Here is a 12,280-nt window from a genome sequence, read left to right as displayed (position 1 = left end):
ACCCACCCCGACCTGCCCCGACGAGCGTGCACCTGAGCCATCTCGGCGTCGCCGACTTCCGGAGCTACCCCCGGGCCGAGGTCGAGCTGGGACCCGGCGTGAGCGTGCTGCTCGGGCGCAACGGCCAGGGCAAGACCAACCTCGTCGAGGCGGCCGGCTACGTCGCCTCGCTGAGCAGCCACCGCGTCGCGCAGGACGCGCCGCTGGTCCGTGCCGACGCAGGCGGGCCGGCGATCATCCGCGCCACGGTCGTCCGTGACGGGCGGGAGTCCCTGGTCGAGCTGGAGATCGTCCCGGGCCGCGCCAACCGGGCCCGGCTCAACCGCTCCCCCGTCGCGCGGCAGCGGGACGTGCTGGGGACCCTGCGCAGCGTGCTCTTCGCCCCGGAGGACCTGGCGCTGGTCAAGGGTGATCCCGGTGAGCGCCGGCGCTTCCTGGACGACCTGCTCGTGGCCCGCCAGCCCAGATGGGCCGCGGTGCGGGGCGACTACGACCGGACCGTCCGGCAGCGCGGTGCCCTGCTCAAGCAGGCCGCCCACCTCTGGCGGGCGCCCTCGCGCCGGTCCGGCGGACCGCGCCTCGCCCCGGGCGAGAGCCTCCAGGACGCCCGCTCCTCCGCGCTGGCCACGCTGGCCGTCTTCGACGACCAGCTGGCCCAGATCGGCGGTGCTCTGCTCTACGCCCGGCTCCGGCTCCTGCGGGACCTGCAGCCCTACCTGGACGAGGCATACCGCACGATCAGCGACAGCGACACCCCTGCCCGAGCGGTCTACCGGAGCAGCCTCGCCGAGGACTCCGACGTCGCCCGCCGCGTCGCGGCCGGTGAGGTGCCGGAGCAGGACGAGCTGGTCGCCGCGCTGCTGGAGTCGATGGAGGGGGTCCGCGCCCAGGAGCAGGAGCGCGGGGTCTGCCTCGTCGGGCCGCACCGGGACGACCTGCTGCTGAGCCTCGGTGCGCTCCAGGCCAAGGGGTATGCCAGCCACGGCGAGTCCTGGAGCCTCGCCCTGTCCCTGCGTCTAGCGGGATTCCACCTGCTGCGCCACGACCTGGGCACCGACCCGGTGCTGGTGCTGGACGACGTCTTCGCCGAGCTGGACTCGGGACGGCGGGAACGGCTCGCCGACCTGGTGGTGGACTGCGAGCAGGTGCTCGTCACGGCCGCGGTGGCCGACGACGTCCCGGATCGTCTCCTCGGGGAGGGAGCCCGCGTCTTCGACGTGACGCTCGGCTCCGTCGTCGCGCGAGCCGGCACCCCGGAGGCCTTGCCGTGACGGGCCGTCCGGAGTCCCCGCCGGAGGGTCAGGACGATGCCGCCACGTCGCCTCCCGCCCCCGTGGAGCCGATGGATGCGGCACGGGAGGCGCTGACGCGGGCGCGACGGACCGCGCGGGACAAGGGTCTGCGCCCCGGGGCCGCGGGGCGGTCCCGTCGCCGCGGCGGTCCGGCCACCACGGAGCCGGGCGCGGACGGCCGCCGTGACCCGCAGCTGCTGGGGGCCGAGGTGGACCGGCTGGTCGCCGGTCGGGGGTGGGCCGAGGAGGTGCAGGTCGGTGGTGTCGTCGGCCGGTGGCGCAGCATCGTCGGCGACCAGGTCGCGGCGAACGTCGAGGTCGTGGCCTTCGAGGGCCGCACCCTCACGGTCCGGGCGCGCTCGACCGCCTGGGCCACGCAGATGCGACTGCTCACCTCCACCGTCCTGGGCCGGATCGAGGAGCTCATCGGCGAGGACGTGGTCGACGAGATCGTCGTGCAGGGCCCGGCCGGCCCGCACTGGCGCAAGGGTCCGCTCTCCTCGGGTGGGCGCGGGCCGCGGGACACCTACGGCTGAGCCCGGACGCGGAGACCCCGCGACGGCATACGGGCTGCGAGAGGATCCGGCCGCCGCTCGCGTGGGGGGATCCCTGATCCGGGGTCGCTCCGCTCACAGGCCGTCTCCCGGGCCGCGAACGGCCACCACCGGTCTGTGGGAACTCGGAATTGCCGGTCGGACGGGGTAGACTGAGACGTCTTTGCCCGTTCATCCGAGGAGCTCCCTTGTCCACTGCCGGACCAGAGCACGGCGCACCCCCTGTCAGCGACGACGGCGACGGCGACGACAACATCGCCGCGGACGTCGCGATGCCTGAGCTCCCGGAGGCCGACGTCCAGAGCGGGGACCCGGAGTCGCTCGCCACCGCCTCGGCCTACGACGCCTCGGCGATCACCGTGCTGGAGGGCCTCGAGGCGGTCCGCAAGCGTCCCGGGATGTACATCGGGTCGACCGGCCCGCGCGGCCTGCACCACCTCGTGTGGGAGATCGTGGACAACGCGGTGGACGAGGCGCTGGCCGGAGAGGCCGAGCAGATCGACGTCACCATGACCGCGGAGGGCGCCATCCGGGTCCGCGACGACGGGCGCGGGATCCCGACCGACATCCACCCGGTGGAGAAGAAGCCCGCGGTCGAGCTCGTCCTCACCCAGCTGCACGCGGGCGGAAAGTTCGGCGGCGGGGGCTACAAGGTCTCGGGCGGGCTGCACGGCGTCGGCTCCTCGGTCGTCAACGCGCTCTCCGAGCGGCTCGACGTCGAGGTGCGCCAGCGCGGCAAGGTCTTCACCCAGACCTACAGCCTCGGGGTGCCGCAGGCTCCGCTCGCCGAGCGGGAGGCCGTCACCGATGAGGAGCGCCAGAGCGGCACGACGATCACCTTCTGGCCCAGCACCGACATCTTCGACACCGTCGAGTTCGACTACGAGACCCTGCGGGCCAGGTTCCAGCAGACGGCCTTCCTCAACAAGGGCCTGACCATCGGGCTCACCGACGAGCGTCCGAGCACGGTCGAGACCGACGTCGACGCCCTGGACGACGACCCCATCGACGGCGAGGGTGAGCAGGACGAGGACGGCGCCACCCCCGGCGCGGAGCAGGGGGCTGCCGGCTCGCGCACGAAGGGCAAGCACCACACCTACCGCTACGACAACGGCCTGCTCGACTACGTCACCTACCTCAACAAGTCCAAGCGCAGCGAGCCGGTGCATGAGGACGTCATCGCCTTCGAGAGCTCGGACGAGGACCGGACGCTCAGCCTCGAGGTGGCGATGCAGTGGACCAGCGCCTACACCGAGGCGGTCCACACCTACGCCAACGCGGTCAACACGCACGAGGGCGGCACCCACGAGGAGGGCTTCCGCTCGGCGCTGACCCGCCTGGTCAACGACTTCGCCCGCGAGCAGCGGCTGCTCAAGGAGAAGGACCCCAACCTCACCGGCGACGACATCCGCGAGGGACTGACCGCGGTCATCAGCGTCAAGCTGGGCGAGCCGCAGTTCGAGGGGCAGACCAAGACCAAGCTCGGCAACTCCGAGGTGCGCAGCTTCGTCCAGGCCGCGATGTACGAGGAGTTCGGGCACTGGCTGCAGGCGCACCCGCGGGAGGGCAAGGAGATCGTCGGCAAGGCGGTCCAGGCCGCGACCGCGCGGATCGCCGCACGCAAGGCGCGCGACGCCACCCGGCGCAAGGGGCTGCTCGAGTCCGGCGGCCTGCCGGGCAAGCTGCGCGACTGCCAGTCCAACGACCCCACGATCTCCGAGGTCTTCATCGTCGAGGGTGACTCGGCCGGCGGCTCCGCGGTGCGCGGGCGCAACCCGCACAACCAGGCGATCCTGCCGATCCGCGGCAAGATCCTCAACGTCGAGAAGGCCCGGCTGGACAAGATCCTCGCCAACACCGAGGTCCAGGCGCTCATCAGCGGCTTCGGCACCGGCATCGGCGAGGACTTCGACATCTCCAAGGCGCGCTACCACAAGATCGTGCTCATGGCGGACGCCGACGTCGACGGAATGCACATCCGCACCCTGCTGCTGACGCTGCTGTTCCGGTTCATGAAGCCGCTCATCGAGGCCGGTTACGTCTACCTCGCGCAGCCGCCGCTCTACCGGATCAAGTGGACCAACGCCGAGCACCAGTTCGCCTTCACCGACCGGGAGCGGGACGCCCTGGTCACCGAGGGCCAGAGCAAGGGCTGGCGGCTGCCCAAGGACACCGGCGTGCAGCGCTACAAGGGTCTGGGCGAGATGGACTACAGCGAGCTGTGGGACACCACGATGAACCCGGACACCCGCGTGCTGCTCCAGGTCTCCCTGGAGGACGCGGCGAAGGCCGACGAGATCTTCGCGATCCTCATGGGCGAGGACGTCGAGTCCCGGCGTGCGTTCATCCAGCGCAACGCCCGTGACGTCCGCTTCCTGGACATCTAGTCAGGCGGGGGGCTGCGCCCCCCGCCGACCCCCCGACCACCGGAGCAGTGCGAAGACCTGCGTGACCGCATACCGAGGAACTGATGGCTGACGACGACCAGACCCCCGACCTTCCCGAGATCCCGGATGCCGCCGGCGCCGCGCAGCGCGCCGACGCGGCGCTCGAGGCGGCCGTGGCCGCCGAGGGTGGTGACCGGATCGAGCCGATCGACCTCAACGCGGAGATGCAGCGCAGCTACATCGAGTACGCGATGAGCGTCATCGTCTCCCGGGCGCTGCCGGACGTGCGTGACGGGCTCAAGCCGGTGCACCGCCGGGTCCTGTACGCGATGTACGACGGCGGCTACCGCCCGGACCGCGGCTTCAACAAGTGCGCCCGCGTCGTCGGCGACGTCATGGGCCACTACCACCCGCACGGTGACGGCGCGATCTACGACGCCCTCGTCCGGCTGGTGCAGGACTGGTCGATGCGCCACCCGCTCGTGCAGGGCCAGGGCAACTTCGGCACGCCCGGCGACGACCCGGCGGCCGCGCCGCGCTACACCGAGTGCCGTATGCACCCGCTGGCCATGGAGATGGTGCGCGACATCCGCGAAGACACCGTCGACATGGTCGACAACTACGACGGCAAGACCAGGGAGCCGGCCGTCCTCCCGGCGCGCTTCCCGAACCTGCTGGTCAACGGGTCGGCCGGCATCGCGGTGGGCATGGCGACCCAGATCCCGCCGCACAACCTGCGCGAGGTCGCCGCCGGCGCCCAGTGGCTGCTGGACCACCCGGAGGCCTCCCGCGAGGAGCTCCTGGAGGCGCTGCTCGAGATCATCCCCGGCCCGGACTTCCCGACCGGCGCGCTCATCATGGGCAAGAAGGGGATCGAGGAGGCATACCGCACCGGCCGGGGCTCGATCATCATGCGGGCCGTGGTCGAGGTCGAGGAGATCCAGGGCCGCACCTGCCTGGTCGCGACCGAGCTGCCCTACCAGGTCAACCCGGACAGCCTGGCCAAGAAGATCGCCGAGCTGGTCAAGGACGGCAAGGTCAACGGCATCGCCGACCTGCGCGACGAGACCTCCGGTCGGACCGGGCAGCGGCTCGTCATCGTGCTCAAGCGCGACGCCGTCGCCAAGGTCGTCCTCAACAACCTCTACAAGCACACCCAGCTGCAGCAGTCCTTCGGCGCCAACATGCTGGCGCTCGTCGACGGGGTGCCGCGGACGCTGCCGATCTCCGCCTTCATCCGGCACTGGGTGGAGCACCAGGTCGAGGTCATCGTCCGACGCACCTCCTACCGGCTGCGCGAGGCGGAGAAGCAGATCCACGTCTACCGCGGCTACCTCAAGGCGCTGGACCAGCTGGACGAGGTCATCGCCCTCATCCGGCGCAGCCCGTCGGCGGACGAGGCGCGCGAGGGCCTCAAGGCGCTGCTCGACATCGACGACGACCAGGCGCGTGCCATCCTGGACCTGCAGCTGCGCCGGCTCGCGGCCCTGGAGCGGCAGGAGATCCAGGAGCGGCACGACGCGCTCGAGGCGCAGATCCAGGAGTTCGAGGCCATCCTCGCCAGCCCGGAGCGGCAGCGCGAGATCATCTCCACCGAGCTGGCCGAGATCGTCGACAAGTTCGGCGACGACCGGCGGACCAAGATCGACCTCTTCGACGGCGACATGTCGATGGAGGACCTCATCCCCGAGGAGGACGTGGTCGTCACGATCACCCGCGGGGGCTACGTCAAGCGGACCCCGGTGCGTGAGTACCGCGCGCAGAACCGTGGTGGCAAGGGCAAGCGCGGCGCTGCGCTGCGGGCCGACGACGTGGTGCAGCACTTCTTCGTCACCAGCACGCACCACTGGATGCTCTTCTTCACCGACCAGGGCCGGGTCTACCGGTCCAAGGCCTACGAGTTCCCCGAGGCCGGGCCCACTGGCAAGGGGCAGCACGTCGCCAACCTCATGGCCTTCCAGCCGGACGAGACGATCCGCTCGGTGCTGCCGCTGCGGGACTACGAGCAGGCGCCCTACCTGCTGCTCGCGACGAGGAACGGGCTGGTCAAGAAGTCGCGGCTGCCGGACTACGACTCCGCGCGCTCCGGCGGGCTCATCGCCGTCAACCTGCGGGAGGGTGACGAGCTGGTCGGCGCCGCCCTGGCGCACGGGGAGGACGACGTGCTCCTCGTCTCCGGCGGGGGTCAGTCGGTGCGCTTCCCGGCGGCCGACGACACGCTGCGGCCGATGGGGCGCGCGACCTCCGGGGTGACCGGGATGAAGTTCCGCGGGGAGGACCACCTGCTCGCCATGCAGGTGGTCGCCGCCGGCACCGACCCGTTCGTCTTCGTCGTCTTCGAGTCGGGGATGGCCAAGCGCACCCCGGTCTCGCAGTACCGGCTCCAGGGCCGCGGCGGCCTGGGCATCAAGGTCGCCCGGGCCACCGAGAAGGCCGGCGAGGTCGTCGGCGCGCTGCTCGTCGACGAGACCGACGAGGTGCTGGTGCTCACCGAGCGCGGAAACGTCGTGCGCTCGCGCGTCGGCGGCGAGAACGGCGTCCGGGTGACCGGGCGCGACACCAGCGGGGTCATCTTCGCCCGACCGGGCAAGGGCGACGCCATCGTCGCGGTGGCGCGCAACGCCGAGGCTGCCGCCGAGGAGGAGCTCGTCGAGGCCGGGGCCGAGCCGGTGCCCGGCGCGGATGCACCGGACGGGGCGGTCGATGGCGTAACGTCGGGTCAGGCCGATGACTCCGCGTCGACCACCGAGGCCGACCCCGAGAGCACCGAGGGAGATGGGGCATGAGCAGCACGTCTGGCCCGTCCGGGCAGGCTGCGTCCTCCACCGACGAGACGCAGGTGCACGAGAAGGCGAGCCCCGAGGAGGAGCCGGAGTCCGGATCGACGCCGGAGTCCGGTGAGGAGTCCTCGGGCGACTCCCGCTCCGCCGCCGCCAAGATGAAGGACGGTGCCCTGGCCCGCACCGCCCAGGGACGCGACCTCGCGACCCGGAAGGCGCGGGCGCTGCGCGGTGCCACCGCCGGGCTGGCCTCCGGGTCGGCCGCCGGGGCGAGCGCCGGACGGGGAGGACCTCCCCGCGGCACCGGCCCCCGTGGCGGCTCGCCGGCCAGCACGGCACGGACCTCGGGCAACCGGGTGCCCTCCAGACCCGCCCCGCGTCGTGGCGGCCCGCGCCGGGTCCGGCTCACCGCTCAGCGCATCGACCCCTGGTCGGTGCTCAAGATCAGCTTCCTGGTCTCGGTGGCCCTGGGGATCTCCGGGGTGGTCATGGTCGCGGTGCTGTGGACCGTGCTGTCCGGGATGAACGTCTTCTCCACCATCAACGACTTCCTCACCCAGATCACCAGCGGTGAGGCCGGTGGGCCGACGATCGACCTCACCGACTACCTCGGGTTCAGCCGGGTGCTGTCGCTGGCCGCGGTGCTGGGCGTGCTCAACGTCTTCCTGCTCACCGCGCTCGCGACCCTGTCGGCATTCCTCTACAACATCTGCGCCGCCCTCGTCGGAGGCGCCCAGGTGACGCTCTCCGACGAGTGAGCGCAGTGCCCGGTCAGGGCACGACCTGGACGGCGATCCTGCTCAGGTGCAGCATGTGCGAGGTCGTGGACCCCAGCAGCATCACCGACAGCCGGCCGTGACCGCGGTTGCCGAGCACGAGCAGCCCGGCTCCCTCGGTGGCCTCGAGCAGGCTCTCCTCGGTGCGCCCGGACGGGGCCTTCGTGCTCACCACCAGGCCCTCGTGCTCGCGCTGGAGCCGCTCGGCGGCCTCCCGCAGGATCTCCTCGGCGCCCTCCTGGGCCGCATCGGCCGCCTCCTGCACCGTGCTGAAGCCGACCGGGGGCAGACCCCAGGGGTCCTCGTGCGGCCGCTCCCAGCTGCAGACGATGTGCAGCTCGGCGCCCCACATCTCGGCCTCACGTGCGGCGACCGCCAGGGCACGCTCGCCGCTGACCGAGCCGTCGATCCCGACGACGACCGGCGCCCCGGGGCCCGGGACGGGCGCGTCGTGGGGGACCACGGTGACCGGGCAGCGCGAGTGCCCGGACACCCCGTAGGCCGTGGTGCCGACCAGGGCCTTGCGGACCCGACCGAGGCCGCGGGTCCCCACGACCACGCCGGCCGCCTGCGCGGACGCCTCGTCGAGGGCCTGCCGCGGGCTGAGCAGCGAGGACTGGGCGGTGGCCGTCAGCCCCGGCTCCTGCTCCCGCGCGATCCGCGCACCTGCCTCCGCCGCGCGGAGCGAGACCTCCTGCATCTGCGCGGGGTCCCAGATGCCTGCGACCTCGTCCTGCGCATAGACGATCCGGTCGGCCGCGTGCAGGACGACGAGGGGCTGGCCGGCGCGGGCGGCAGCCTGTGCCGCCCAGCGCACCGCCTGCTCGGCGCTGTCCGATCCGTCGAAGCCCACCACCAGGGGCCGTCCCGTCGACTGAACCTGCTCCACCATGATCCACCACTCCTTCGTGCATCGTCGGTAACTACTACAAAAAGTAGTATATCACTCCAGAGGGTTCCACCGTGTCAGTCGAGACCGATGGGTGGGAAGGGTTCACGGCTGAAGACCGCCTCGACCGGGAGCCCGAAGAACTCGGCGATCTGCAGCGCGAGGACGAGGGACGGGCTGTACTCCCCGCGCTCGAGGTAGCCCACGGTCTGGTAGTGGACGCCGAGCGCCCGCGCCAGCTCGCGGCGGCTGATCCGCCGCTCCACCCGGAGCACGGCGATCCGGTTGTGCAGCGCGGAGGACTCCCCCGGCACGGGCTCAGTAGCCCTTCGCGAGGACGCGCTCGCGCGCCGCCTGGACGGCGCTGCCCGACTGGCGCCTCGCCATCCGTCGCAGCAGCACCGGAGCGATGAAGAGGCCCGCGACCGCCCAGGCGAGGAGGACGACCAGCGCCAGCTCGAGCCGGAACTCGCCACCGATCTCCGCCGCCGCAGCGCCCTCCGGGAGCAGGACGCTGCGCACCGCCACACCGATCCAGTAGAGCGGGCTGAGCTGCGCGACCCACTGCAGCGGCGCCGGCCAGCCGCCGACCGGGTAGAAGACGCCGGAGAGCGCGGCGAGGGCATACATCGACATCATCGCCCAGGCGAGCCCGATCATCGTGCGGAAGACCGACCCCAGCACCGCACCCCAGGGGAGCATGGTCAGCACGCCGAGGCCGAAGACGAGGACGAGCAGGACCCACGACGCCACGTCCTGCGGCATGGAGTCGGGCAGCAGCAGCGCGGCGCCCACGAGCGCGGGGAGCACGGGCACCAGGGCGTCGACCGGGGCGGCGAGCAGCTTGGCGACCAGGTGGCCGGTCATCCCGTGGGGGACGGCCTTGGCGCGCAGCAGGGTGCCGTCCTCGCGCTCGGCCTGCAGCTCTCCGGCGACGCCGAGGACCGCGGCGGCGATGACGCCGAAGGCGAGGAAGCCGCTGAAGATGTAGCCGCCCGCGCCCACCTGCGCGGCCCCCAGCTGGACGTCGCGCACGAACCAGAGCAGCACGAGGACGGCGAGCGAGACGACGACCGTGCTGACGCCGGCGGCGGAGGTGTACTTGCGGACCAGGGTGATCCGGGCCTGGTGGGCCGCGGCCCCGAGCACCGCGGACGGGAGGGCGGTGCTCACGGGAGGGCCTCCATCGTGGGCGAGGGGGACGGATCCGGGTCGGGGGTCTCGCTGCGCCGCACGATGTCGAGGTAGACGTCCTCGAGCGAGGCGGCACGGACCTCGAGCACCTCCACCTCGCCGGGTCGGCAGCTCAGCACCTGGGTCAGGTATGCCGTGGGGTCCGGTTCGGCGTGAACGCTGACCTCCCCGGTGGCCCGGTCGCGCAGCCGCACCTCGCTGGAGCGGGAGAGCTCGAGGCGCAGGTCGTCCGGTGTCCCGTCGGCGACGATCCGGCCCCCGGCCAGGATGAGCAGCCGGTCGGCGATCTTCTCCGCCTCCGCCAGGTCGTGCGTCGTGACGAGGACGGTCGTGTCGAGGTCGGCCAGATCCGCCACCAGGTCGTGCACGTCCCGCCGCCCGGCGGGGTCGAGGCCGGTGCTCGGCTCGTCGAGAAAGAGCAGCTCGGGGCGGCCCACCAGTCCGATGGCGACGTCCAGCCGGCGACGCTGCCCTCCGGAGAGCTTGTCGATACGCCTGCCGGCGTGGTCGGCCAGACCCACCCGGGCGAGGAGGTCCTCGGAGGGCCAGGGGCGGGGAGTCCGCGCAGTGCCGTAAGGGGCGTAGTAGGCGCCGATGACGTCGACCAGGTCACGGACCTTCCAGGTGCCGTGGTCGCGCCAGCTCTGCAGCACGACCCCCACCCGTGAGCGCCACGACTCCGGTGCCGACGCGGGGTCCGCCCCCAGCACGCGTACCTGTCCGCGCGAGGGGTGGCGGAATCCCTCGAGGATCTCGACGGTCGTCGTCTTGCCGGCGCCGTTCGGACCGAGCAGGGCCACCACCTGGCCGCGGGTGACGGTGAGGTCCACGCCGTCCAGCACGACGTGGTCGCCGTAGGCCATGACGAGCGCACGGCACTCGATCACGGGTTCGTTCTCCATGCACGGAATGTAGTAGGTCTGCTACAAATCGTGCAAGGTCCGTGACACCCCTGGTCCGCTCCCGGCGCGGTTTTGGTGGCGCTCTCGGGCGTGAGGTAACCTCGATCCTCGCGTGCACGCACGTGCCCGGGCCTATAGCTCAGTCGGTTAGAGCGCTGTCCTGATAAGACAGAGGTCACTGGTTCAAGTCCAGTTAGGCCCACCACCCGTCGGCAGCAGCCGACCCGGAGGCAGGAGTTGATGCAGACATGAAGCGACTGCTCATGGTGGCCGCCGCCGCGGCCGGCCTGGTCGCCCTCAAGCGGATGCAGGACCAGCAGGCCGAGCGCGACCTGTGGGCCGAGGCCACGGACGACGTCCCCAACCAGCCGGGTCAGTAACCCCGGACCCGGTCCGTCCCGCGCCCGGTGACGGGCGCACAACTGCATACCCCTCGGGGGCGTGGCGCAATTGGTAGCGCATCTGCTTTGCAAGCAGAGGGTTGTCGGTTCGAGTCCGGTCGCCTCCACCGAGTGACGACAGAGGCCCTTCCCGGAGATCCGGGGAGGGCCTCTCGCATACCCGCTTGCATGACATATCGTTTCTCGATAGCATCGAAGAACGATAAGCCCATCCCGGGCATCGGAGTGAGGGAGGACACCATGCGTGCATCCGAGGACCGACGTGACCGCAAGGACTGGGCTCGTTTCGACCGCGCCGACAAGATCGCGACGACGGCGGTGCTCTGGCTGGCCGTCGGTGTGTCGGCGGCATACGGGCTCTTCATCAGCCTGGACTGGATGCTGCGCCGGCAGGTCACCCTCGTGGGCGTCCCGCTCGAGGTCGACGCGGGTGCCGCAGGCACGGGGCGTGTGGTGGGGATGCCGGATGCACAGGTGCTGGTCGACGGCGTGTCGGCGGGCCACTTCGCCCTGCTGATGGCCCCTCAGGTGCTGTCCCTGGCCGCGATGGTCTGGGGTGCCGTCCTGGTGACGCGTCTGCTGCGGGACATGGGCCGTGGAGAGCCCTTCACCCGGATCAATGTGTGGCGGTTGAGAGTGATGGCTCTGCTGCTGGTGGTGGTGCCGATCGTGGCCGACTTCGTCACAGCGGTCGCCACTGCGAAGATCCTCATGGCCAGAGATGTGCGCGCCTTCGCTTTCGAGTTCTCGTTCGGATGGATGGTCGGGGGGTTGCTGCTCGCAGCGATCGCCCAGGCCTTCGCCAACGGCACGAAGCTGCGCGCTGACGTCGACGGTCTGGTCTGATGCCGGCCGAGGACGGGCACCGGGTGTCCTGCCACCTGGACGAGCTGCTCGCCGCGCGGGGGATGACGGTGTCCGCGCTCGCCGAGGCGGTGGGGGTGACCCCGGTCAACATCTCGGTGCTGAAGAACGACCGCGCCAAGGCCATCCGCTTCTCCACCCTCACCGCGATCTGCGAGGTGCTGGGCTGCCAGGTCGGCGATCTCCTCAGCGTCCGTCCCACGACGGTCGGCCAGCCAGGCTGATCCGGGCCTTTCCCGCC

At 71.6% G+C, this 12,280-nt stretch carries 12 protein-coding genes and 2 tRNA genes; 10 read left to right on the top strand and 4 right to left on the bottom strand.

Annotated elements, in window-relative coordinates; translation table 11 throughout:
- The first annotated feature begins 26 nt into the window (after positions 1–26).
- The 5 genes from recF to SGUI_RS09490 all read left to right on the top strand — a co-directional run bounded on the left by recF (position 27) and on the right by SGUI_RS09490 (position 7,771).
- Positions 27–1,271, top strand: a complete 1,245-nt coding sequence (recF, locus tag SGUI_RS09510) for a DNA replication/repair protein RecF (RefSeq protein ID WP_066639265.1) — start codon at positions 27–29, stop codon at positions 1,269–1,271.
- Positions 1,272–1,342: 71 nt separating this feature from the next.
- Positions 1,343–1,828, top strand: a complete 486-nt coding sequence (locus SGUI_RS09505; RefSeq protein ID WP_066643170.1) for a DciA family protein — start codon at positions 1,343–1,345, stop codon at positions 1,826–1,828.
- A gap of 290 nt (positions 1,829–2,118) precedes the next feature.
- Positions 2,119–4,233: a DNA topoisomerase (ATP-hydrolyzing) subunit B gene (gyrB, locus tag SGUI_RS09500; protein ID WP_066643167.1), complete on the top strand. Its 2,115-nt coding sequence runs from the start codon at positions 2,119–2,121 to the stop codon at positions 4,231–4,233.
- A gap of 83 nt (positions 4,234–4,316) precedes the next feature.
- Entirely contained in the window at positions 4,317–7,019 is a 2,703-nt protein-coding gene (gene gyrA / locus SGUI_RS09495) for a DNA gyrase subunit A (RefSeq protein ID WP_066639262.1), read from the top strand.
- Positions 7,016–7,771 (top strand): DUF3566 domain-containing protein, encoded by a 756-nt coding sequence (locus SGUI_RS09490; protein ID WP_066639259.1) that lies wholly within the window; start codon positions 7,016–7,018, stop codon positions 7,769–7,771. Before gyrA ends, SGUI_RS09490 begins: the two co-directional genes overlap by 4 nt.
- Before the next feature lie 13 nt (positions 7,772–7,784).
- Here SGUI_RS09490 and SGUI_RS09485 read toward each other — a convergent pair whose 3' ends face one another.
- The 4 genes from SGUI_RS09485 to SGUI_RS09470 form a co-directional block, all read right to left on the bottom strand.
- The gene (locus tag SGUI_RS09485) at positions 7,785–8,681 is read right to left on the bottom strand and encodes a universal stress protein (RefSeq protein WP_066639256.1); all 897 of its coding nucleotides are present in this window, start codon (positions 8,679–8,681) and stop codon (positions 7,785–7,787) included.
- Positions 8,682–8,755: 74 nt separating this feature from the next.
- Positions 8,756–8,992: a helix-turn-helix transcriptional regulator gene (locus tag SGUI_RS17435; RefSeq protein ID WP_066639253.1), complete on the bottom strand. Its 237-nt coding sequence runs from the start codon at positions 8,990–8,992 to the stop codon at positions 8,756–8,758.
- A gap of 4 nt (positions 8,993–8,996) precedes the next feature.
- A complete protein-coding gene (locus SGUI_RS09475; protein ID WP_066639250.1) occupies positions 8,997–9,851 on the bottom strand; it encodes an ABC transporter permease in 855 nt (284 codons plus the stop codon).
- The gene (locus SGUI_RS09470; RefSeq protein ID WP_066639241.1) at positions 9,848–10,774 is read right to left on the bottom strand and encodes an ABC transporter ATP-binding protein; all 927 of its coding nucleotides are present in this window, start codon (positions 10,772–10,774) and stop codon (positions 9,848–9,850) included. The genes SGUI_RS09475 and SGUI_RS09470 overlap by 4 nt, the downstream gene beginning before the upstream one ends.
- 128 nt (positions 10,775–10,902) lie before the next feature.
- On the opposite strand from SGUI_RS09470, the gene SGUI_RS09465 reads away from it, so the two are divergent.
- From SGUI_RS09465 to SGUI_RS09450, 5 genes are all read left to right on the top strand, one after another.
- A tRNA-Ile gene (locus SGUI_RS09465) sits at positions 10,903–10,979 on the top strand.
- A gap of 43 nt (positions 10,980–11,022) precedes the next feature.
- Entirely contained in the window at positions 11,023–11,154 is a 132-nt protein-coding gene (locus SGUI_RS18045; RefSeq protein WP_237141317.1) for a DLW-39 family protein, read from the top strand.
- Positions 11,155–11,209: 55 nt separating this feature from the next.
- Positions 11,210–11,282: transfer RNA gene (locus SGUI_RS09460), tRNA-Ala, on the top strand.
- Positions 11,283–11,343: 61 nt separating this feature from the next.
- Positions 11,344–12,021 carry a DUF2975 domain-containing protein gene (locus SGUI_RS09455; RefSeq protein ID WP_083190601.1) on the top strand — a complete coding sequence of 226 codons (678 nt, stop codon included), beginning with the start codon at positions 11,344–11,346 and terminating at the stop codon, positions 12,019–12,021.
- Positions 12,021–12,263 carry a helix-turn-helix domain-containing protein gene (locus SGUI_RS09450; protein ID WP_066639235.1) on the top strand — a complete coding sequence of 81 codons (243 nt, stop codon included), beginning with the start codon at positions 12,021–12,023 and terminating at the stop codon, positions 12,261–12,263. The genes SGUI_RS09455 and SGUI_RS09450 overlap by 1 nt, the downstream gene beginning before the upstream one ends.
- Positions 12,264–12,280: the final 17 nt, after the last annotated feature.

Origin of the sequence: Serinicoccus hydrothermalis, assembly GCF_001685415.1 — a bacterium.
Lineage (GTDB): Bacteria > Actinomycetota > Actinomycetes > Actinomycetales > Dermatophilaceae > Ornithinicoccus > Ornithinicoccus hydrothermalis.
This window is presented reverse-complemented; position numbering and strand designations above follow the sequence as displayed.